This window comes from Pedobacter glucosidilyticus, from assembly GCF_002483235.1.
In the GTDB taxonomy this organism is placed as follows: domain Bacteria; phylum Bacteroidota; class Bacteroidia; order Sphingobacteriales; family Sphingobacteriaceae; genus Pseudopedobacter; species Pseudopedobacter glucosidilyticum_B.
The window spans coordinates 25,417-48,506 of the sequence record NZ_DLHN01000006.1 but is presented as its reverse complement, the minus strand read 5'-3'; the positions used below and the strand labels follow the sequence as shown (position 1 = coordinate 48,506).

General features: G+C 35.7%; 18 protein-coding genes and 1 tRNA gene. 9 read left to right on the top strand and 10 right to left on the bottom strand.

Translation table 11 applies throughout. The features are described 5' to 3' along the window. Nucleotides 1–2 precede the first annotated feature (2 nt). The 6 genes from B2745_RS00915 (at nt 3) to B2745_RS00890 (ending at nt 3,811) form a co-directional block, all read left to right on the top strand. Complete coding sequence (locus tag B2745_RS00915; RefSeq protein ID WP_304062426.1) at nt 3–167, top strand: hypothetical protein; 165 nt, start codon at nt 3–5, stop codon at nt 165–167. A gap of 11 nt (nt 168–178) precedes the next feature. After that, complete coding sequence (locus B2745_RS00910; RefSeq protein WP_304062424.1) at nt 179–1,045, top strand: cbb3-type cytochrome c oxidase N-terminal domain-containing protein; 867 nt, start codon at nt 179–181, stop codon at nt 1,043–1,045. Nucleotides 1,046–1,143: 98 nt separating this feature from the next. Continuing rightward, nucleotides 1,144–2,520 carry a cytochrome c oxidase accessory protein CcoG gene (gene ccoG / locus B2745_RS00905; protein WP_304062421.1) on the top strand — a complete coding sequence of 459 codons (1,377 nt, stop codon included), beginning with the start codon at nt 1,144–1,146 and terminating at the stop codon, nt 2,518–2,520. A 9-nt stretch (nt 2,521–2,529) separates the two neighbouring features. Beyond that, nucleotides 2,530–2,943: a FixH family protein gene (locus B2745_RS00900; RefSeq protein ID WP_304062419.1), complete on the top strand. Its 414-nt coding sequence runs from the start codon at nt 2,530–2,532 to the stop codon at nt 2,941–2,943. Next, nucleotides 2,940–3,623: a sulfite exporter TauE/SafE family protein gene (locus tag B2745_RS00895; protein WP_304062416.1), complete on the top strand. Its 684-nt coding sequence runs from the start codon at nt 2,940–2,942 to the stop codon at nt 3,621–3,623. Before B2745_RS00900 ends, B2745_RS00895 begins: the two co-directional genes overlap by 4 nt. 103 nt (nt 3,624–3,726) lie before the next feature. Continuing rightward, nucleotides 3,727–3,811: transfer RNA gene (locus B2745_RS00890), tRNA-Ser, on the top strand. Between the two features lie 557 nt (nt 3,812–4,368). Here the strand turns inward: B2745_RS00890 and B2745_RS00885 are convergent. After that, a complete protein-coding gene (locus B2745_RS00885; protein ID WP_304062412.1) occupies nt 4,369–4,587 on the bottom strand; it encodes a hypothetical protein in 219 nt (72 codons plus the stop codon). On the opposite strand from B2745_RS00885, the gene B2745_RS16965 reads away from it, so the two are divergent. The 3 genes from B2745_RS16965 to B2745_RS00875 all read left to right on the top strand — a co-directional run bounded on the left by B2745_RS16965 (nt 4,487) and on the right by B2745_RS00875 (nt 8,591). Beyond that, nucleotides 4,487–4,693 (top strand): hypothetical protein, encoded by a 207-nt coding sequence (locus tag B2745_RS16965; protein WP_414691915.1) that lies wholly within the window; start codon nt 4,487–4,489, stop codon nt 4,691–4,693. The genes B2745_RS00885 and B2745_RS16965 overlap by 101 nt on opposite strands. Nucleotides 4,694–4,722: 29 nt before the next feature. Next, a complete protein-coding gene (locus tag B2745_RS00880; protein WP_304062409.1) occupies nt 4,723–8,289 on the top strand; it encodes a cadherin-like beta sandwich domain-containing protein in 3,567 nt (1,188 codons plus the stop codon). Between the two features lie 101 nt (nt 8,290–8,390). Beyond that, nucleotides 8,391–8,591, top strand: a complete 201-nt coding sequence (locus B2745_RS00875; protein ID WP_304062405.1) for a hypothetical protein — start codon at nt 8,391–8,393, stop codon at nt 8,589–8,591. Between the two features lie 151 nt (nt 8,592–8,742). On the opposite strand, the gene B2745_RS00870 is transcribed toward B2745_RS00875, so the two are convergent. The 9 genes from B2745_RS00870 to B2745_RS00830 form a co-directional block, all read right to left on the bottom strand. Beyond that, nucleotides 8,743–9,408, bottom strand: coding sequence for a LuxR C-terminal-related transcriptional regulator (locus B2745_RS00870; RefSeq protein WP_304062402.1), 666 nt, complete (start codon nt 9,406–9,408; stop codon nt 8,743–8,745). Nucleotides 9,409–9,583: 175 nt separating this feature from the next. Next, on the bottom strand, nt 9,584–10,228 hold the full coding sequence (locus B2745_RS00865) for a carbohydrate-binding family 9-like protein (RefSeq protein WP_304062399.1): 645 nt from the start codon (nt 10,226–10,228) through the stop codon (nt 9,584–9,586). Beyond that, nucleotides 10,228–11,883, bottom strand: a complete 1,656-nt coding sequence (locus B2745_RS00860; RefSeq protein WP_304062396.1) for a beta-N-acetylhexosaminidase — start codon at nt 11,881–11,883, stop codon at nt 10,228–10,230. Before B2745_RS00860 ends, B2745_RS00865 begins: the two co-directional genes overlap by 1 nt. A gap of 12 nt (nt 11,884–11,895) precedes the next feature. Continuing rightward, nucleotides 11,896–14,274, bottom strand: coding sequence for a glycoside hydrolase family 3 N-terminal domain-containing protein (locus B2745_RS00855; protein WP_304062393.1), 2,379 nt, complete (start codon nt 14,272–14,274; stop codon nt 11,896–11,898). A gap of 58 nt (nt 14,275–14,332) precedes the next feature. Next, nucleotides 14,333–15,595 (bottom strand): glycoside hydrolase family 88 protein, encoded by a 1,263-nt coding sequence (locus B2745_RS00850; RefSeq protein WP_304062390.1) that lies wholly within the window; start codon nt 15,593–15,595, stop codon nt 14,333–14,335. A 122-nt stretch (nt 15,596–15,717) separates the two neighbouring features. After that, entirely contained in the window at nt 15,718–16,647 is a 930-nt protein-coding gene (locus tag B2745_RS00845) for a DUF5017 domain-containing protein (protein ID WP_304062388.1), read from the bottom strand. 19 nt (nt 16,648–16,666) lie between these two features. After that, on the bottom strand, nt 16,667–18,307 hold the full coding sequence (locus B2745_RS00840) for a RagB/SusD family nutrient uptake outer membrane protein (protein WP_304062385.1): 1,641 nt from the start codon (nt 18,305–18,307) through the stop codon (nt 16,667–16,669). 10 nt (nt 18,308–18,317) lie between these two features. Continuing rightward, nucleotides 18,318–21,449 (bottom strand): SusC/RagA family TonB-linked outer membrane protein, encoded by a 3,132-nt coding sequence (locus tag B2745_RS00835; RefSeq protein ID WP_304062382.1) that lies wholly within the window; start codon nt 21,447–21,449, stop codon nt 18,318–18,320. A gap of 220 nt (nt 21,450–21,669) precedes the next feature. Then, nucleotides 21,670–23,088, bottom strand: coding sequence for a T9SS type A sorting domain-containing protein (locus B2745_RS00830; protein ID WP_304062380.1), 1,419 nt, complete (start codon nt 23,086–23,088; stop codon nt 21,670–21,672). Nucleotides 23,089–23,090: the final 2 nt, after the last annotated feature.

Genomic DNA, 23,090 nt, shown 5'->3' with positions numbered 1-23,090 from the left:
CCATGTTTAAACAATTGAATGATCTAAACGGAAACGAAATATACATGTTATTATCGCTATTCATCTTTTTTAGCTTCTTTGTTGGAGCTACCATAGCACTTATCAAAATGAAAAAGAGCCATGTAAACTATATGGAAAACATTCCATTAGCATCTGATAACGATTAATACTCAAGAACATGAAATTTATAAAACCCATATTTGTTTTCATGATGTTGCTGTTAACAGCACAATCAACCTTTGCCGCTAGTGGCGAGTTGATGAATAATATAGCATTGGTTGCCATTTTAGCTATGCTGGTTTTAATTGGTATCGTATGTTTGGTATTGCTTAAAACTTTTAGAGTGATGGCTGCTTTACTGCTAAAACCAGAAGAAGCAAAAGTAGTTGCAACTGAGAATCATCCAGATTATGAGTTTGTTTTAAAAGCAGAACAACCTGCTAAACCAACCTTCTGGCAAAAAGTACTGTCTTTAAAACCTTTATCAGAGGAAAAAGACATGATGATTGACCATGATTATGATGGAATCCAAGAGTTGGATAACCCTACACCAGGATGGTTTATGTACCTATTTTATGCAACTATTGCTTTTGCTTTTGTATATATCTTAAACTTCCATGTGTTTAATTTAGGGAAGTTACAAGATGAAGAATACGCTATTGAGGTTAAAGAAGCAGAAACTGCAAAAGCAGCTTTCTTAGCACAATCTGCCAATAATGTTGATGAAAATACTGTGGCATTAAGTACAGATGCTGGTGTTATTGCAGAAGGGAAAGCTATTTACACTAAAAACTGTGTAGCATGCCATGGTGCAAATGGCGAAGGTACTGTTGGACCAAACCTTACTGATGATTATTGGATACACGGCGGTAAAATCAATAACGTATTTAAAACCATTAAATATGGTGTACCAGAAAAAGGTATGGTTTCTTGGGAGAAACAGCTTACACCAAAACAAATTTCTGATGTTGCTAACTACATCAAATCTTTAGCAGGTACCAATCCGCCTAACGGGAAAGAACCGCAAGGAGATAAAGAATCCTAAGGATTTTTAGCATTTAGATTTACGATTTTAGGATGATTCTAAAATCGTAAATCTTACATCATCTACCTAAAAACAAGGCTTCAAAATCTTAAATCTATATGGAAGAAATAACTTATCATAGCACTGTAGAAGCAACCGGGAAAAGAAGATGGCTTTATCCATTAGTAAGGAAAGATAAATGGTATAAATACAGAAGCTATTTAAGCTATTTCCTTCTTTTATTTTTATTTGCTGCGCCACATATCAAAATACAAGGGCATCAACTTCTACTTTTCAACATCATCGATAGAAAATTTATTCTCTTCTCTCATGTTTTTTGGCCGCAAGACTTTTTCATTTTTGTATTAGCCACACTCCTATTTTTGGTGTGTATTGTGCTTTTTACCATTGCTTTTGGCAGGGTATTTTGTGGCTGGGTTTGTCCTCAAACCATTTTTATGGAAATGGTTTTCAGAAAAATTGAAATTTGGATAGAAGGCGAACCTGCTGCAAGAAAAAAGCTAGATGAAGGCCCATGGACAACGGATAAAATCATCAAAAAAACAATTAAACATAGCTTATTTCTAATCATATCTTTCCTCATTGCAAATACTTTTTTAGCTTATATTATTGGTAGCGATGAGTTGATTCAAATCATGATGGAGCCTCTTGCCCAACACATGGTAGGTTTTATTGGTATCTGGATATTTACCTTAGTATTTTATCTGGTATTTACCAAAGTAAGAGAATTAGTTTGTATTGTGGCCTGCCCTTACGGCCGTTTACAAGGTGTAATGTTAGATAAAAACTCTCTGGTTGTTGCTTATAATTATATCCGAGGAGAACCCAGGGGAAGAATTAAAAAAGCAGAGAAACAAGAAAATCTTGGCGATTGTGTTGATTGTAATTTATGCGTAGCTGTTTGTCCTACCGGGATAGATATCAGAAAAGGAACGCAATTAGAATGCGTAAACTGTACCGCTTGTATTGATGCTTGTGACCAAGTGATGGATAAAATTCATAAGCCTAGAAACTTAATAGGTTTTTATTCTGAAGAGATGATTAAAAACCAAACTAGCCCTAGGTTTACTTCAAGGATGAAAGCTTATTCTGTGATTATTTTATTATTAGCTTCTGTACTTACCTATTTCATCATGAGCAGAAAAGATATTGATATTACCGTTTTAAGAGCCGCAGGTATGCTTTATCAAGAGCAACCTGGAGGCTATGTAAGTAACCTGTATCATGCCGAAATCATCAATAAAACAACAGAAAAACTTCATATTTCTATTAAACCGCTTGATGACCGAATCAAAATAAAATGGATACAAGCCGTAAACGATGTAGAAAAAGAAAGCGTTAGTAAGACAACATTCTTTTTATTAGTACCTTCAAACATGATAAAGGAAAGTAAAACCAATATCAGTTTAGATGTGTATCGTGGTGACGAGAAACAATACACCATTAAAACAAATTTTTTAGGACCGGTAAATTAATTTCAGAATATGAATTGGGGAAAAGGATTAGTTATTGGATTGGGGCTTTTTATGAGCTTTGTGATATTTCTTGTAGTGATGATGTTTAAAGCACCAGACGATAGCTACGATAAAGACTATTATGAAAAAGGCTTGGCTTATGATAAAGAATTTGATCAGAAAAAGCAGGTTGTAACAGACCAAGCTACACCAAAAGTACAGGTGAATGATGATTTTGTTTACATCAGCTTTAAAGGTTTAAGCACAGGTACTGTAGAATTTAAAAGACCTTCTGACAAAGCTTTAGACAAAACCTTTGATTTAAAAGATAAGCAAGTACAAATACCAAGAGCAAGTTTAACTAAAGGCGAATGGAAACTTATCATCAGATGGCAAAACCAAGATAAAAGCTATTGGCATGAAGAAAATTTATTTTTGCCATGAACCATTTACAATTAGCCTTTATTATAGGTTTATTGGGTAGTTGGCACTGTGTTGGTATGTGTGGTCCATTGGCTTTTGCTATACCAAGTAACACCAATAAAACAGCTTTAATACTTGAAAAACTTAGCTATAATTTAGGGAGAGCCATTTCTTATGCTTTTTTAGGCTTGTTGATAGGCTTATTGGGCAAACAACTATGGATTGCAGGCTTCCAACAAAGCCTAAGTATCATCAGTGGAGTTTTGATACTTATTGCAGCACTTACTCAGCTTATTCCTAGATTAAATACTAAAATTGGTTTTAATAACCTAAACAGTTTCAATCCTGTACAATCGCTGATAATTAAAGCTATAAAATTTAAAAGCGGGCATTTTATAATTGGGATGCTAAACGGTTTTTTACCATGCGGATTTGTGTATTTAGCCCTTGCTACCGCTTTAAATACCAGCAGCGCTACGCAATCTTCTTTATTTATGTTTTTCTTTGGTTTAGGAACTCTCCCGTTGATGCTTATAGCTACCTTAGGTTTTGATTTTGCTAAACCTAGTTTAAGAAAAGCCATTAACAATACCCTTCCTTGGTTTATGCTTTTGATGGGATTATGGCTTATTTTAAGAGGCGCTAATTTAAATATCCCCTTTTTAAGTCCGGTTTTAAGTGAAGGAGCTATCTGTCATTAAGTTTAAATTTCGATTTTTAGACTTTATCTATAAGATTATCAATACATTAAAAAATAGTTAAAATTAAATTTGCGTAAAGCCATAGCTTTTGTACTTTTGCGGCGGAGAGTTGGCAGAGTGGTCGATTGCGGCAGTCTTGAAAACTGTTGACTGTAACAGGTCCGGGGGTTCGAATCCCTCACTCTCCGCGGATAAGCATATCAAAAACTACTTGAAGCCTGCAAATCAAATGATTGTAGGCTTTTTTTTTAATTAAAACGATCAAAAATTACACTTTTATAGCTAAAAAAATGGTTGTAAAGCGGTAATCATACTAGCGCACAACAACCATAAGTAATGAATAGATTCTCTAGACAATAGATAGCCCATTTTTTTGAATTTTAGTTAACTCATTATTAATCAATTATTAAAATAAGAATAAGGTTTGATAAAATTATTTGTTTTAAACTCTCATTAAATGCCTTTTAAATCGCATTTTAAGCCGAAAATAGTAATCTAATAACCTTATATTAGCAGTATCGCTCTAAGGATGGTACCTGAATGGTAGTGAATGGTAATTTTTAACGATTCGTTTTTTTGCATAATAAACAAAAAAAGGCGGTAAAAATCGCCTTTTCAATATCGTTAACCGCCTTTTTAGCTAAATTTTAATTTTGCCGTTTTATATACGTTTAGTTTTAGCCCTTATACTATTTACGAACTAAAAATCTATCTACTAATAAATTCATCAAAGCATGCAACATCTTTACCCTCTTCTCAATTTACTTATTGTTAATTTAAAGCGTGTAAAACATTTAACTTGTGTATTCTTTTTTATTTCATTGACATTCCAATTAACAAGAGCATTAGCACAAGCCCCAACCATCACCAATTTTACACCGACAACAGGTTCAGTTGGCACACTAGTAACAATTACAAATTTAAATAACCCCACATCTATCACCATTGGCGGCTCTAAAGCCATTCCAATGAGTAATCATGGAAGCAACCATGGTAATGCCAGGCTCCACAACAGGAGGAACAAGTGTAACTACAACAGGAAGTACGGCACAAAATTATACATTTCTTAACATCCCTATCTAAATTTAATTTTTTTTAAATGAAAAAACTATTAGAAAACCAAACACTTCGCCGCTCATTTCTTACCCTTTTATGTGGCTTCTTTTTATGGGAAGTAGCGCAGGCACAATGCCCTGCCGGTACCACTTGGTCAATCCGCACCTCCGCAGCAGATAATAATTGGAATTCCGTAACCTACGGCAATGGCTTATTTGTGGCTGTGGCATTTAGTGGCACAGGCAATAGAGTAATGACCAGCCCCGATGGGATTACTTGGACAAGCCGAACCTCGGCTGCAGATAATCAATGGACTTCTGTAACCTATGGCAATGGTTTATTTGTGGCTGTGGCATATACTGGCACAGGCAATCGAGTAATGACCAGCCCCGATGGGGTTACCTGGACAAGCCGAACCTCAGCAACAGATAATCAATGGACTTCCGTAACCTACGGCAATGGTTTATTTGTGGCCGTGGCTGAATCTGGTACAGGCAATCGAGTAATGACCAGCCCCGATGGGATTACCTGGACAATCCGCACCTCCGCAGCAAATAATAGTTGGTATTCCGTAACTTATGGCAATGGCTTATTTGTGGCTGTGTCATGGTCTGGCACAGGCAATAGAGTAATGACCAGCCCCGATGGGATAACTTGGACCATCCGAACCTCGGCAGCAAATAATGAATGGAATTCCGTAACCTACGGCAATGGTGTATTTGTGGCTGTGGCTGGTACTGGCACAGGCAATAGGGTAATGACCAGCACCGATGGGATTATCTGGACAATCCGCACCTCGGCAGCAAATAATGAATGGTATTCCGTAACCTACGGCGATGGTTTATTTGTGGCTGTATCTTCTACTGGTACAGGCAATAGAGTAATGACCAGCTCTGATGGGATAACTTGGACCATCCGAACCTCGGCAGTAAATAATGAATGGAATTCTGTAACCTACGGAAATGGGTTATTTGTGGCTGTGTCTACTACTGGCACAGACAACAGAGTAATGACAAGCTCCCCGCCATTGGTAACGCCTTCAGTAACTATTGCTGCTAATTCTGGTAATAGCATTACAACGGGTACAGCTGTAACTTTTACAGCTACACCTACCAATGGGGGTACTACACCAGCTTATCAATGGAAAAAAAATAATAACAATGTAGGTAGCAATAGTGTTACCTACACCGATGCAGCTTTAGAAAACGGTGACATCATTACTTGTGAGTTAACGAGTAACGACGCTTGCGCTTCGCCTACAAAAGCAACAAGTACTGGGGTTACAATGGCGGTAACTTTTCCTTGCCCAGCAGGCACCACCTGGACAAGCCGCACCCCAGCGGCAAATAATTTTTGGAATTCCGTTACCTACGGTAATGGTTTATATGTAGCTGTGGCTGGTAGTGGCACAGGCAATAGAGTAATGACCAGCCCCGATGGTATTATTTGGACAAGCCGAGCCTCAGCAGCAGATAATGCTTGGACTTCTGTAACCTACGGCAATGGGTTATTTGTGGCTGTATCTGCAGATGGTACAGGCAATAGAGTAATGACCAGCCCAGATGGGATTACTTGGACAAGTCGAACCTCGGCAGCTAATAATCAATGGTATTCCATAACCTACGGCAATGGGTTATTTGTGGCTGTAGCTGCAAACGGTACAGGCAATAGAGTAATGACCAGCCCCGATGGGATTACTTGGACAAGCCGTACCTCGGCAGCTGATAATCAATGGTGGTCCGTAACCTACGGCAACGGTTTATTTGTGGCTGTAGCTGCAGATGGCACAGGCAATAGGGTAATGACCAGCCCCGATGGGATTACGTGGACAAGCCGAACCTCGGCAGCTAATAATCTATGGTTTTCCGTAACCTACGGCAATGGGTTATTTGTGGCTGTAGCAGGTTCTGGTACAGGCAATCGGGTAATGACCAGCCCCGATGGGATTACTTGGACAAGCCGCACCTCGGCAGCAAATAATGGTTGGAATTCCGTAACTTACGGCAATGGGTTATTTGTGGCAGTGTCTAGTACTGGCACAGGCAATAGAGTAATGACCAGCCCCGATGGGATTACTTGGACAATCCGGACCTCAGCAGCAGATAATTCTTGGGCTTCAGTAACCTACGGCAATGATTTATTTGTGGCTGTAGCTGATAATGGCATAAGCAATAGAGTAATGACAAGCTCCCAGCCGCTAGTAACGCCTTCAGTAACTATTGCTGCTAATCCAGGCAATAGCATTACAACGGGTACAGCTGTAACTTTTACAGCTACACCTACCAATGGGGGAAGCACACCAGCTTATCAATGGAAAAAAAATAATAACAATGTGGGCAGCAATAGTGTTACCTACACCGATGCCGCTTTAGAAAACGGTGATATCATTACTTGTGTGTTAACGAGTAATGACCCTTGTGCTTCAACTGCTACGGCAACCAGTAGTGTGATTACGATGATAGTAACATCAACTGATGCCAACTTATCTGCTTTAACTACTACAGCAGGAGCAATTTCACCTACATTTGACGCAGGAACGTTAGCTTACACAGCTAGTGTAGCAAACGCAACCACAAGCATCACGGTTACACCAACTAGGGCAGAGCCGAATGCAACAATCACAGTAAATGGAACAGCAGTTGCCAGCGGCAGTCCCTCAGGAGCTATAGCCTTAACAGTAGGAGCAAATACCATTACAATAGTAGTAACCGCACAAGATGGAACAACAACAAAAACGTATACCTTAACAGTAACTAGAGTAAACAATGCCCCAACGGTTGCCAACCCTATCGCGAATCAAAACGCAACAGAAGATCAATTATTCAACTTCCAATTTGCAGATAATACATTTAATGATGTAGATGCGGGAACAACTTTAACCTACACGGCACAATTAAATGGTGGTGGAACTTTACCAACGTGGTTAAGTTTTGATGGGGCAACAAGAACATTCTCTGGCACACCATTAAATGCGAATATTGGTACAATTAGTATAGATGTAATTGCAAACGATGGAAGTGGAGGAACAATTACTGCTATTTTTAATATTGTAGTTGGAGTAACATTACCAGTAACTTTAAACCAATACTCAGCTAAATTACAAACAGACAGAACAGTATTGTTAACGTGGGATACCTTTGCAGAACAAAGCAATGATTATTTCGAAATATCAAAATCAACAGACGGACAAAACTTTGTATTGTTAAGTACAATAAAAGGAAATGAAACAACCACTCAACGCAGCTTATATAACTATACAGACAGAACACCAAAAAGTGGAGATAATTATTACAAATTGGTACAGGTAGATTTAGATGGAGCTAGAGAAGAGTTAGGGATAAGAAGTGCGAAAGTAGCATTAGCAAATGATTCAAAAGTAACAATCTATCCAAATCCAAGTACAGATTTAGTGAATATAGTATTTGAGGCAGGAAAGTTTATCAGCATAGAACTAATAGACTTAAACGGTAGATTAATACAGAAAAAGGAAGTATTATCAAAAGCCTCGGAGACCACATTAGAAGTAAAAGATTTACCATCATCAAGCTATTTAATCAAATTAGTAGGCAATCAAGAAACAATAACCAGAATATTGATTGTGAAAAGGTAAAATTAATATAGAATTTAAAAATAGGTAAGTCCTCGAGAATGAGTTAAGCAACATATTAGGTAACCGTTTAAGAAAGTCTGAAAATCACCCCTTCTATTGACGTGGCTGCCAAGATTGCCGATGCGTTGAATGTTACCGTGGATTACCTGATCGGGCAATCTGATCATTTGATTATGGATAAGAATTTAGTGCGCAGGATGGAAGATATTGAAGCCTTGCCCAGCGAGGAAAAAGACAAAGTATATTATTTTATTGATATGGCGCTGGCTTACAACAGGACAAAAAAAGCTTTCGCTCATTAACAGAAACGCCCAGTTCTTAATTGAACTGGGCGTTTTGTTTTTGTAACAATCCGAGATATAAGCTCGAACTAACTTGGGTAATAATACCTCACCAAATTAAAAAATAATAGCTCTAAAATCTCCAATTATGATGATAAAAATACTATTCAATTTAAAGAGAAGACCTCTGTTCATTTAAAATTCCGTTTAAAAAGGCGTATTTAACAAGGGCTGCTGTATTTTTTACTTTGGTTTTTTGAATAAGGTTTTGCCTATAACCCTCTATCGTTCTTTTGCTGATGAAAAGCTTATTAGAAATTTCTTGATTGGTAAAACCGTCTGCAATAAGACGTAAGATTTCGATTTCTCTGGAAGAAAAATTATGTTTTAAGTTTTTGTCTTTCTCTTGCTTAGATAAACGTGTGAACTTATCTAATAAACTTAATGAAAACTCTGAGCAGATGTACCTTTGACCGCTATGAACATGTTTTATAGCAAATTTTAATTCTAATGGTTCTATATCTTTGAATAAATAGGCTGATATACCTTCTTTAAAAAATGCTATTATAAATTCTTCATTATCTATAACAGAAAGCATAATGATAGAAAGATGAGGATATTGTTGCTTAATTAATTTTATTAAACTTAACCCTTCAATATCGATTTTATTGATGTTTACTAATAATATATCAGCTATACACCCGGTTTTAAGCAGGTTAAGCAATTCATTTCCAAATGCTGTATCTGCTACAATTTTTAAATCAGCATCTTTTTCTAATAAATTTTTTAAAGTATTCCTAACAGTATGATGATTTTCTGCAAGTATAATATTTATCATAGTTGGGATGAGTTCAAATCTGAAACAAGCTTTATTCAGGTTTTTTTATAACTCATCTACAGCAATATGTATACCTATTAATTTTAAAACAGATATTAAGCCATCATCATCTACATAAATACATATACAATTTTTAGGTTACTGGTTATGTGTAGCTTTATATAGGGTCTATTTGCTATTCAAAAATCAGCTCGCCAAAATAGGCCGGTAAATGAAAATTAGGTTCATGATTTTCTACTTTATTCCAACAAAGAAAATGAGGATGCTTTAAATCATCTCCACATTTATAGAAATTTGCTTTGCAGCATTTCCCTTTTAAAGTTTTTAATTGATGATGAGTAAAAACGGTTAGAGGTAATACTATGGTAAGCTCCCAACTATACGAAAGTTCGCTATTTTGATTTTGCCTAAAGCTTTTCTGAATTTTTATTTTACGAAGATCAGCAGCTAATATAAATCTTCTATCATATTTACTTGTACCAAACTGGGCTAAACAAGCTCCGTTACTGTTAAATTCGAAATTATAATAACCACTATCATCAAAAGCTAAAAAAAACTCCACACAACTATCTTCATAAACAGGCTCGTTTGGGTTTATGTAACGAGCTAAAAAGTCATTCTCTTGCACTTCAAATCTTAGTGCAAGCATATCGGCAGTGTACAAAACAGAAACATCACATGTGCCTTTATATGCTAGGTTTGGCCAAAAAGTCTCACTTATTTTGTGCTTTTTTTCTTGATTTAAAACTGATGAAACCAAGCTTATATCGTTTAAAAAATTGATATGCTGAACTTCTGAAATGTTAATCTTTTTAGACATTATAAGCCTTTTTCTTGTTTGGTTAAATCATCAGTACTGGTACTTTGTTTTTTACGTTGTACTGGCCCTTGAAATTCTTGAAATTTCTCTGGAGAGAATGGATGAAAATAGTACAAGCTATCTTCTGCAAAGTATTTTAAGTGAAGGTTTAAACGCTGTTTAAATAGCGTGAAATCTTTAGCATCAGGCTTAACCCATGCAGATTCTGCCAAAGCAGTAATTCTTGGGAAAAGCATATAATCTAAGTGATTTTCTGTAGAGATAGACTCTGTCCAGATATTAGCTTGTATACCTTGCACCAATTTTGCAGCACCATCTAAACCTAAAATATCTTGACTAGGGAACTGATAAACCTGCTCTATAGTTACAAATTTACCATCCCATTTACGCCCTATCTGGTGTTTTTCATCCTGTACAAAATCAAAATATAAAGGTAAACGTGGACATAAAACTGTCTTAAATCCTTTAGCTAAGGCTTGTTTCAGGATTTCTGGCTTATCATGTCGCCACCAAAAAATTGTTGTTTGCGCTGTAGGCAATTTAGAATCTACCACCTCATCCCAAGCTAAAATCTCATTATCCATTTTTAAGATGCTATCTCCCATCCTATATAAAAAATGATGTTCTACTTCTTTTAATGAGGTAAAATTCTTTTCCTTCATTAATTTTTGAACATCAGCATCCACATTCCAATGTTGATTTCCAAAATGTACTTCGTCTGCACCGATATGTAATTTTTGCGATGGAAACAACACATTTACTTCTTTTAATATATCTGTAAGATACTGGTAAGTTGTTTCTTTGCCAGGGTTAAAAGTAAACTCTGGATATTTAGGCGAACCACCACCACTAAACTGAGGATAAGCTAAATTAGCCGCTGTAGCATGACCCGGCATATCTATTTCTGGAATAACTTCTATAAACCTATTGGCTGCATAAGCTATAATTTCTTTAATATCTTCTTGACTATAATATTGAGCTTTAGCATTGGGGTTGCTATAATTACCTACACCACCAACGGTTGTTAAACGTGGATATTTTTTAATCTCTATACGCCAGCCTGGTTGGTCTGTTAAATGCCAATGAAACTTGTTAAGCTTGTAAAAAGCCATCCAATCTAAAATTTGTTTCACCTTTTCTTTACCGAAAAAATGTCTTGATTCATCCAACATCAAACCTCTCCACTCGAAAAAAGCTTTATCTGTCATATTCCAACAAGAAAGTGCGTAAGCACCGTTAACGTTTTTAGATTGCTTTAAAACGTGTAATAAAGTAGTAGCACCTCTAAATAAACCTTCTTCTGTTGCCGCAATAACTTCTACCTTTTGGGCAGTCATTTTTATTTGATAGAGATGGCTTTCTTTACTTTTTAGCGGAACTAGCTTAAAGCTGATGACATGGTGAGTTGCAGACTTTTTTATCCCTAAACTTAATCCTGTAGCTTTTAAAACCTCATTTTGAAAGTAATAAGCTGCTTGTGCATTACTTTTCTCATCAGTTTGTATGGCTGTAGCCTGATGAACCAAAAAAGAAGCAGCTACCTTTTCATAAGAAAAAGGTTTTGGGATGATAGCCAAATCATGATCCTGAGCTTGACTGGCTAAGTTAAAGCTGATGAAGAAAATGACAAATAAAAGTTTAACAGGTTGATACATGATGTCTGGATTTTATTTAACCGTAAAAACTTCACTTTGTCTAATATCTTCTGATGAAGACCCCAACATGACTTTAAAATCTCCGGGCTCTACAACACGTTTCATATCTCTATTCCAAAGCATTAAATCATCAGAAACGAGTTTAAAAACGAGTTTTTTAGTCTCACCGGGATTAAGAGTTACACGTTGAAAGCCTCTTAGATTTTTCTCGTATGTAGTAACTGTACTTAATAAATCTCGGGTGTATAATTGTACAACCTCGTCTCCAGCTAATGTGCCTGTATTGGTTATATCAACACTTACCATAACTTCATCTTTAGTAGCTAATTGGTTATCAATTTTAATGTTGCTGTATTTAAAAGTAGTGTAACTTAAACCATAGCCAAAAGGATACAACAAACCTTTAACTCTGGCAGACTCGCCTTCATCTGTTTGTGCATTTGGTTTGGTTGGGAAATTAAGTGGCAACTGCCCTACCGATTTTGGAAAAGTTAAAGTTAATTTCCCTCCAGGATTATAATCTCCAAATAAAACATCGGCAACAGCCAAACCACCTTTTACACCTGGATAACCTGCATACACAATAGCTGGCGCATAGCGGTCTAACCAATTGATAGTCATGGGTTGCGAACCAGTTAAAACCACCACATAAGGTTTCCCAGTAGCATGAATAGCTTTGGCTAAAGCCATTTGATGGCCAGGCAAATCTAAAGAAGTACGACTTTTATTTTCGCCAGCAGTTTTGGTATTTCCGCCCAGTACTAAAATGGTTAACTCTGCTTTTTGAGCCTGCTTAACGGCAAAATCTATAGCCGCTTGCTCTTCGGCATTTGGTGCTTCAGGGAAAATTTCGCTCTCTGGCCAGTTTCGATCAATTAAAGCACTACCCTCGGCATATAAAACTTTGGCTTTGCCGATTTTATTTTGGATACCTTCTAAAATGGTAACACTAGCCGATTTTAGCGGCCCGTAATGGGTATGTGCATAATCATTATCTTTTGCATTTGGACCAATAACTGCTACCGAACTTAATTTCTTTGAAATTGGCAAAGCACCTTTGCTATTTTTTAAAAGCACTAAACTTTCTTTGGATGCTTGTAAAGCTACATTTTGGTGGTTTAAGTTGTTTACCAATTTTGCGCTTTCATCGGCATTTTTAACGTAAGGTTCATCAAACAAACCTAGTTTAAATTTTACTCTTAAAACATCTTTTACACGGCTGTTAATGGTATCCATCGGGATCCTACCCTCTTGCACCAATTCTCTTAAAGCATAAATAATACTATCCGGAGCTCTAAAAGTTGTCCTCACATTCATCCCAGCCATAAAAGCCTGGTAAACAGCTTCTTTTAAATTAGCTGCAACATGATGTTTATTATAAAGATATTCTAAAGCGTCGCTATCACTCACTACATATCCGGTAAAACCCATATCGGTTCTTAACCTATCTATTAACCAATATTTGCTACCAGAAACTGGGATGCCATTATAATCATTATAAGAACTCATAACCCCCATAATATTGGCTTCTTTAATTACTTTCCTGAAGGGATAAAGCAAAATATCTTCTACTTCGCGAGGAGATACCTGGGGGTCTGTACGGGCTAAACCTTCTCTAGCACCTTTATTTGCACTATAAACAGCAAAATGTTTTGGGGTTGATGCTGCACCGGCAGATTGTATGCCATTTGCCATCTCTACACCTAAACGAGCGGTTAAATATGGGTCTTCGCCATAAACTTCTTCTAAACGACCCCAGCGTTGGTCGCGGGCAACATCTAAAATTGGTGCATAAACATTGGTATAACCTAAAGCTCTGGCTTCTTTACCTGTAATAACCCCCATTTGGTTTACCAAAGAAGGATTCCAGGTCATGCCCATATTTAATTGCGTAGGAAAACCAGTAGCTTCATAAGCCTCTATACCACGAATGCCTTCATTGGTGAAATCTACCGGGATACCTAAACGAGTTTGCTCTATAAAAAAACGCTGTGTCTCATTCATAGCCCAAACATGTCGTTTAATATCGGTAACTAAATCAAGTTTGGTTTCTACACTATTCCAGTTTAAAAAGCCGTTTAAATGCTCATCAATATTGGCAATACCATCTTTCCAAATCTCGTTTTTCCAATTAGCTGTAGGTAAAGAGTCTTTTAGTATCCTTTTCCATCCGTAAAGAGTAGCCATTTGATTGGTTTTCTCGTTCAGGTTCATCTGCGAAAGCAAATTATTTACACGTTCATCAAGAGAGCGTGTTTTATCTTCGTAGATGTCTTTTTTACCGTTTTTATTAAGGTCTATCCAATCTTTTTTATAAATTTTAATAGGATTGGTAAAGGATACTAAAATGGTTGTTACGGCTAATAATGCTAAAAAGGGCTTTTTATTCATAATTTGAAATGTGTAAGGATATTATCCAAACTTATTAAATATTTTAAAAAGAATAATTTTATTGTTCTTTTAATTTTTGATAGCGTAAAAGTGCTTCTAGGAAATAATAATCAGCATAAATAAGTGGTACATCAATTTCTGATTTATGAGGAATACTACCTACAGAGTGTTTAAGAATAAAACCTAAGTTTGTACCTTCTTCTGCCAAATAAGGTTTGTTAGATAAAGATTGTAGCATTTCTTCTGCTGTTTTAAAATAAGTTTCTCCTTTTGATTTACTAAAAGTACTTAACTCGAACAAAGCAGAGCTTACCAAAGCACCTGCAGAAGCATCTCTTGGAATATAATCTAACTTTTTATACTCTGGATACATCCATTCTGGCGTGTAGCCTTCTTGGTTGGCGTTAAAATCCCAATACGGAATTTTATCTTTTGGTAGGTTTGGATGATTGATAAAGAAATCAGCAGCTTTTTCTGCAGCAGCTAAAAATTCTGGGTTTTGTGTTTCACGATACATTAATGTAAAACCGTAAATTGCCCATCCCTGCCCTCTAGACCATGTAGAATTATCGGCATAGCCTTGGTTAGTTTGTTGATGTAAAACTTTACCAGTTTTCTCATCATAATCTACCACGTGGTAAGTACTATAATCAGCTCTAAAATGATTTTGCATGGTTTTAGTTGCATGACTGATAGCGGCATTTTTATATTTTGGATTACCAGTTAATTTAGAAACATAAAATAACAATTCCAAATTCATCATATTATCAATAATCACAGGGTACTGCCACAAAGTTTTCTTATCCCAAGACATTTTTGGATTCCATGATTTGATAAGACCTACTTTCTCATCGTAACGGGTTAAAGCTGATTCTGCTGATTGTATTAATATATCCTGATATTCTTTAATTTTTTGAGGATCTTTTTCAAAACGTATAGCATTGCCGTAAGAACAATACATCACGAAGCCTACATCATGGTGTTGCGTTAAAAATTTACCTGCCTCTAATGCTTCTGTCCACTGTTTTGCTGCCGCTTTCCATTCTGGCTTTTGGGTATACTCATAGATATACCATAACCCTCCTGGGAAAAAGCCGCCCGTCCAATCCCAAACATCAGTTGTTTTCATAGTACCGTCAGGATAGATAGACCGTGGAAAAGCAGTTAAATCTTTAGAATTGTTTAACAAAACGGTGTATTGCTTTTGAGCTACCTCAAAGTCTTTTTCAATAACTTTTTGGGTGCTACAAGATGCCATTGTAAATGTTAAACTTGCTAATAAAAAAATGCGCTTAGCGCCAGAGGCTGATACCTTTATCATGATTATCTATTGATGTTATTTTTTTGCGTGTTGTATAGCAGGGCTAGCCATTTTACATGGCTAACCTATGCTTATTATTAAACCAAACTAATCTTTAATTTTTTGTGCTTATGGCTGTTTTTTTAAGGGTTGATGGTAAGTTCTAGTTCTTTAACAGTCTTACTTTCTCCGTAAATATTAACGTTAGAACCTACAAATGTAACGGTGTAGGTACCTGCTCGGTTGTAAATAAATGTATACTCATCTAAACGGGTACTCATATTTTTAAGTGCTAAGCCTCTATCTGGCTTAACTTTAGTAACATTTAAAGCGTTAGACACGGCCCAAACTTGATTGCTTGAAATATTAGCTGCCCCACCTGCAAATTTTAAAATTCTATCGGTACCAAATAACCACGATACAGAAGAAGTTCCAAATCTAACTGATGTCCAACCGGCAGTTCCAATATCTGCAACGGTTAAAAGTTGTCCGTCTGTAGTAGTCATTTTTATATCAAACTTATTTACCCACCAACGTGGCTGTGTAGAGCCAGTAACGCCATTATATTTAAATGCAAAGTAAACAGGCTTACTTTTATCTAATGTTAAACCCAAACTACTAAGACTTAATAAATTAACCACACCAGAAGAAACATAAGTATTATCGTTTGATTGCAATCCGGATAAGGTAAATGCTGTTGTAATATCTGTCCAATCTGCAGATTCATTGATATTGGCTTCTGTATATTGTCCATTAAATTTTTGCGAAGCAAAAACCCTAAAAGATCGAGGTTGCTGAACGTCAGAACCGTATCTTCTATTGGTAGCAAATTCTACTGTAATATTATCGCTTTCTGCTACTGTTCTGTCTTTATAGATGTATCTGCTGCCTTCTAATCCAGAATAAAATATAAGTTGTTCTGGATTTCCAGAGATTAAAAATCTAACGGTATCTCCTACTTTGTAGCTATTTTTTTCTGTTTTAACAGAGAAACTAAGCTCGGTAACTTCTTTTTTGTTACATGCTGAGAACAGCATGATTAAAAGAGGTATGATATATATTTTTCTTATCATGACGTTTTAAATTTAAATTTTACCATCCTGTATTTTGTGTCATTCCACCGTTTAGAGAGAGTTCTAAGATTGGAATAGGTAATAAGTTATGTCTGGGCGTAACATTACTACCAGCTAGCGCAGCAAACCTAAAATTAGTAGGTGCTGTATTTTGTATATCACTGGCAAGTTGGTTCATTTCTGATGTAAAAATATCCCATCTTATCAAATCAAACTTCCTTAAACCTTCAAAAGCCAATTCAAGAAAACGTTCTTCTCTGATTAATCTACGTAACTCTTCTTTACTGGTAGCCAGGGCGGTAACATCTGTAGCACCGGCTCTATCTCTTACTTCTTTAAGTGCTGTAGTTGCAATGCTTGTTGGCCCATTAACCTCGTTTTCTGCTTCTGCTAACATCAACAATACATCGGCATAGCGTAATAAAGGATAATTCATAGGAGTATAGTTTTTATTCTTTGGTTTTACAACCTCATAAACCCTTCTGTATTTTCCACAGTTTCTATTATAAAGTTGTACGCTTGTCCAGAAGGTAGAATCTCTAACCACCTGAAGGTTATTTACGTTATTATAAACGTATTGATACGGAGCAATTGTCCAGTCTCTTCTGCTATCTGTAGCACCATAGCGGTTATATAATTTTGGAGTAGCATTTATAAAACCGTAGCCATAACCAAATACTTCATCATTACATTGTAAGCCTAAAGTATTGCCTACACGGCCGGCTTCAAAAGTGCCACCTCTGTTTCCAAAAAATTCTACTTCCCAAATAGACTCTCCAATATCATATCTATCAGCAGCGTAATTGATAAATATTTGTTTAAAATCTGGATTTAAACGGTGTTCTTTAGGACCGTTATCAGGATAAACAATTTTTCTGGCCCATTTTAAAGCTTCTGCATATTTACTAACATCATTTAAAGGTGCACCTGCCATTTTCAAGTAAACCCTAGCTAAAATACCTCTCACGGCAGATTTTGAAATTCTACCACCGGCACCTACTTGTGTTGCTGTTCTTACTAAGCCCTCGGCTTCTTCCATTTCGCTTACAATAAAGTTGTAAACTTCTCTTTGTGGCGTTCTTTTAATATTTACATCATTTACTGAAGCGGTAGGTTGTGTTTTTAAAGGAACATCACCCCAGTTACTTACCAATAAAAAGTGGTAATATGCCCTCAGAAACTTAGCTTCACCTTTGGCCACTGCTTTATTCTCCTCAGACATTTGTACTTGGTCTATCCTACTTAAAAAAACATTGGCTCTTTCTATACCTTCATATAAATACCTCCATAAGCTGGTTACTGTATTGGTTGATGCGTCGAAATTGTAAACGGCAGTACCTGTAGTAAAAGCACTTCTAGAGTAAAAACCGTCATCGGCAACATTTAAATCTAATAGTAAAGCACCACCATAAACCTCTTCTCTACCTAATATTTCATAAACACCAGCAAGGCCTATATTAACGTCGGTTTCATTGTTATAATAGTTCTCTTTAACAATAAATTTGGGTTCTTTATCTAAGAATTTTTCGCAGCCACTTTGGGTTAACAACAAGATTGTGCTAAAGCTTAATAAAACTGTTTTCTTAAATGCAGTTACCGAGTGATTTAAAACTAAGAAAGACTTAGTTTTTGTTTTAAAATTTTTATGTTGAGTTTTCATATCAATCAGTTTATAAAGAAACATTAAATCCAAACACAATTGTTTTAGGGCGAGGATATGCAGAATAATCAAACCCTGGTGTTAAGGCCGAGTAATAAACGGCAACTTCAGGATCAAAGCCAGTATAGTTAGTAAAGGTTAATAAATTTTGCGCAGAAGCATAAACTTTTACCGATTTAACTTTTAACCTTTTTAATAAACTTGGCGAAATGTTATATCCTAACGCTACTGTTTTTAACCTTAAATAAGAACCATCTTCTACAATACGACTTGAGTAAGCGTTTGGACCTTGCCCGTTTACTCTAAACATGGTGGTATTGGTATTTTCTGGAGTCCATCTGTTTGAAAAAGTTGCATATTGGTTTAAGCCTGGCCTGTTACCTGCTTCAAACAAAAGTCTGTTTGCATTTAAAATATCATTACCATAAGACCATTGGAAAAATAGGTTTAAATCAAAGTTTTTATATCTGAAATTATTGCTAAAACCTCCTTGATGTATAGGATAACCTCTTCCTATTACTGTTCTATCTAAATCGTTTACAACACCATCGGCGTTTAAATCTCTGTATTTGATATCACCAGGTAACATTGATGTGTTACCATTGGTAGCAACATTATCCTTTAGTTTATAAGTTCCGCCTGGTAATAAATCAAAATCATCATAATTGTATACACCTTCCCAGATGTAACCATACATTTGACCTAAAGGCTGGCCCAGTTTGGTAATATATGCTGGTATTTCTCTGAAATTTTGATCCCAAGGCACCGTACGTATTAAACTTTCTTGATTTTGGCTAAGCTCTAGTACTTTGTTTTTATTGAAAGCGATATTGATAGAAGTACTCCATGAGAAGTTTTTAGTATCAATATTCTGACTGATAACGCTTAGTTCTAAACCTTCGTTAGATGTTTTACCTATATTTTTAAATGCAGAACTGTATCCAGTTGAGTAAGGAAGTAAAGCGTTAAGTAATAAATCTGATGTTACTTTTTTGTAATAATCAGCAGTAAAAGTAATACGTTGTTTTAAAAAGCCTAAATCAAATCCAATATTGGTTTGGGCTGTAGACTCCCACTTCAAATCTGGATTTGCAATAGAACTTAAATACATACCTTGTACTAAATTATTATTGAAAGAATAGAAACCATTACTTGTTGGGCCAGTGTTATCAAAATTTATTTCGGCAAAAGTGGCATAATCATTTACACGGTTATTACCTGTAACGCCATATCCTAACCTAAATTTAGCGTCAGAAAATATGGTTTGGTTTTTCATAAAATCTTCATTAATCACTCGCCATGCAAATGCTGCCGAAGGGAAATAACCCCATTGGTTATTTTGTCTAAATTTTGAAGAACCATCAGCCCTGAATGATGCTGTTATTAAGTATTTGCTTTTGTAATTATAGTTAATTCTTGAAAGGTAAGACATCAAAGACCAATCTGTATTTAAAGAGGTTACTGGTTGTTGTATACCTTGGCTTAAGCCTGCTAAACCCAATATTTCATTAGGCAATTGTGTTGCTCTTAAACCATATCTTTTAAAAGTGTTTTCCTGAAATGTAACACCACCCACTAGGTTAATGGTGTGGTCTTTATTAATTTTTTTATTGTAAGTAATGATGTTTTCATTTAACCATGTATTGTTATCAGTATAGGTAACAGCACCATTTACTTTATCAGTACTACCAAAGTAGCCATATCTGGTTTGTGAGTTGTTGAAAACATCTTGTCTGGTAGAAGTATTATTAACCCCTCCGGATATTTTAATTTTTAAATCTTTTGCAAGTACATACTCTAAAAACCCGTTGGCTACTAAACGGTTGGTAAAAGTTTCTCTAAGCTCATTTCTTGCTGATAAAATAGGATTTATACGATAATCGTTTAATGGATTATCAATTTCAGGATCTAACAATAAGTCGTCTAGCTCTACCCCTGTGGCCGTAACCGGACGATATCCCCAAACGCTATACATCAGATAATTCATAGCCGAGAAATTTTGGTCTGGTGTGGCTGGATTAGATCCGAATGTTTTTGTACCAGAGTACAATACATTGGTACCTACTTTAAGTTTATCATTAAAAGTTTGGTCTAAAGTAAACCTACCCTGTTTACGGTTAAAACCAGAGTTTATGATGATTCCTTTTTGATCAAATATATTTCCAGATAATGAATATTTGGTGTTTTTTGTACCTCCTCTTATAGATAAAGAATGGTCTTGCATAGGCGAGCTTTGGAATAATCTATCTTGCCAATCTGTACCTTCTGCGTTTCTGTAATCTTCTAATGTTTTACCATCTCTAAAATAATTAAGCTGTATGCCAACCGGATCACGCTCTGCTTGTAGTTTCACAAACTCATAAGGTCCCATAACATCAATGGTTTTGATGATTTGTTGAACACCTACGTAACCTTGGTAATTAATTACCGGTGGACCTTCTTTACCTTTTTTTGTGGTAATTAGGATTACACCATTTGCTCCTCTGGCGCCATAAATAGCTGTTGCAGAAGCATCTTTTAATACTTCTATAGACTCTATTTCTGCCGGATTTAATACTCCAGCATTTGCATCCTCAGTAGGAAAACCATCAATAACATATAATGGTGAGTTATCTTGTGTTAAAGAGTTTGCACCTCTAACCACAATATTAACACCCGAACCTGGTTTACCACTTTCTGAGCTTACTTGTACACCGGCTATTCTACCTGCCAATGCTTCTATAGCAGAACCAACTGGGGCTTTTTGTAACTCTTCCATGTTTACAGAGCCTACAGAACCTGTTAAATCTCTACGTTGCACTTCGCCGTAACCAATAACAACTACTTCGCTTAAAGCCTTATTATCAGCTCTTAGCGCTACATCTATGGTAGTTTTATTACCAATTACAACCTCTTGTGTGGTAAAACCTAGATAACGAAACTGTAAAACAGTGGTGGCTGCTGTAGGCACTTTAATGGTATACTTACCATTAATATCTGTAACAGCGCCTAATGAACTTCCTTTAACAGCTACGCTTACACCAATTAAGGGGTCTCCTAGAGCAGCATCGGTAACCTTACCCGTTATTTGCCTTGTTTGCTGTGCTTGTAAACTTACTAGCGGAAGCATGAATAAGATTAATATTGAAATCTTCCTAATCATATATTTTTAGTTTATAGTGGTTTTAATTTTTTACACCATGTATATGGTTGATGTAAAAGCTTATCCAAATTTGGGTATTGATTACATTAAAAAAGGGGTAAAATTTAGTGTGAATAGGGGTGCAAATTCTTTAAATATTAGAAATAGCTTATCATTAAAGCTATTTCTAATATAAAAATTTTCATCAATTGATTCATCATGATGAATGATGATTATCATTTTATTTTTTAACAAATTTTGTTTGTGCGTTTAAGCCATTAGCTGTTATTCTGGCAACGTAAACACCAGCTTGGATGGTAGGGATTGCTATCTTAATTGCATTATCACCTGCTTGTAGGTTTTGGCTACTTTCAAAAACTTTTTTACCACTAATATCATAAACGGTAATTTTAGCTATTGTAGAAGAAGAAGCATTAATGTAGGCATTTAAAAGACCTTCTTCATTAACATACACTTTAAAGTTTTGGTTGTTTAAAGATGATTTAACCGCCACCAATTGGTTATAAATAGTTTCGGTACCATCAAAATCAACTTGTTTTAATTGGTAATAGTTATTGCCGTTTAAAGGATTATTATCCGTATAACTATAATTTTGTACAGCGTCTGAGTTGCCTTTACCATTTATGCGTGAAACAAATTTAAAGTCTTTGTCCTCTCCTGCTCTAAAAATTTCGAAATGAGAATTACTTTTTTCTGAAGCTGTTTTCCAGTTTAAAAGAATACCGCTAGCTGTATTTTCTCCTGTAAAAGAGGTAAATGATACTGGTACTGTACTTGCTGGATAGGTTACAGAAATATTAGAAATTTTAACAGTTTCTTGAGTAGCATTTGAAGAAAGAGTAAATGAAATTGCATTTATATTTGTTTGTGTATAGGCTGATGAAGCTTTAGGAAAATCCTCGGCATATTTTACACCATCAACATAAACATGATAAGTATTAGCTGGAATATTTATAGAAGGATTTGTACCATAACTATAAGTTGAGAGAGTAGAATTACTATTCGCAAAAATTTCAACAACTTGAGATAAACTGGCTTTAATTAAATAGGGAGTTGCTGTATTAACTTGATTAGCAGGAGAACCATCGAGCGGTCTATATTGTGTTATAAAGCTTCCACTTCTAATAACTCTAAAAGTACCAAAAATATCCCCTGCACTACTGAAAGGACTACTGGAGCTAATTAAAGTTGAGCCACCACCTGTATTACCAAATGCAATAACTAAGGCACTATTTGCAGTTGCAAAAGCAGGCATATCTAATGTAAACTTAAATTTAACTAAAGGGTTAGCATGAGCAATATTAAAAACAGCAGCTTTAGCTATGCTCGTAGTAGAGTTTTTAATAGATAAAACATCTCCTTCTAATTTAAACTCGCCATTTGTTCCATAGCATAGTGCTCTTAATCTGTAAGCACCATCTGTAATATTTGGAAAAAATCTTCCTTGAATACTTGTTAAAGAACTTGGCAGAGGAGATTCAAAATATTTATTATTTACACCCAAAGCAGTTGTATCATTAGCTGGCGAGGCCCCTCTGTTTAAATTAACATTTATAATTTTGTTAAAAGGTAAAAATTGTGCTTTTGCCATACCCGTACTTAACAGTAAGCCTAAGCCAAGAAGTAGTTTTCTTTTCATAA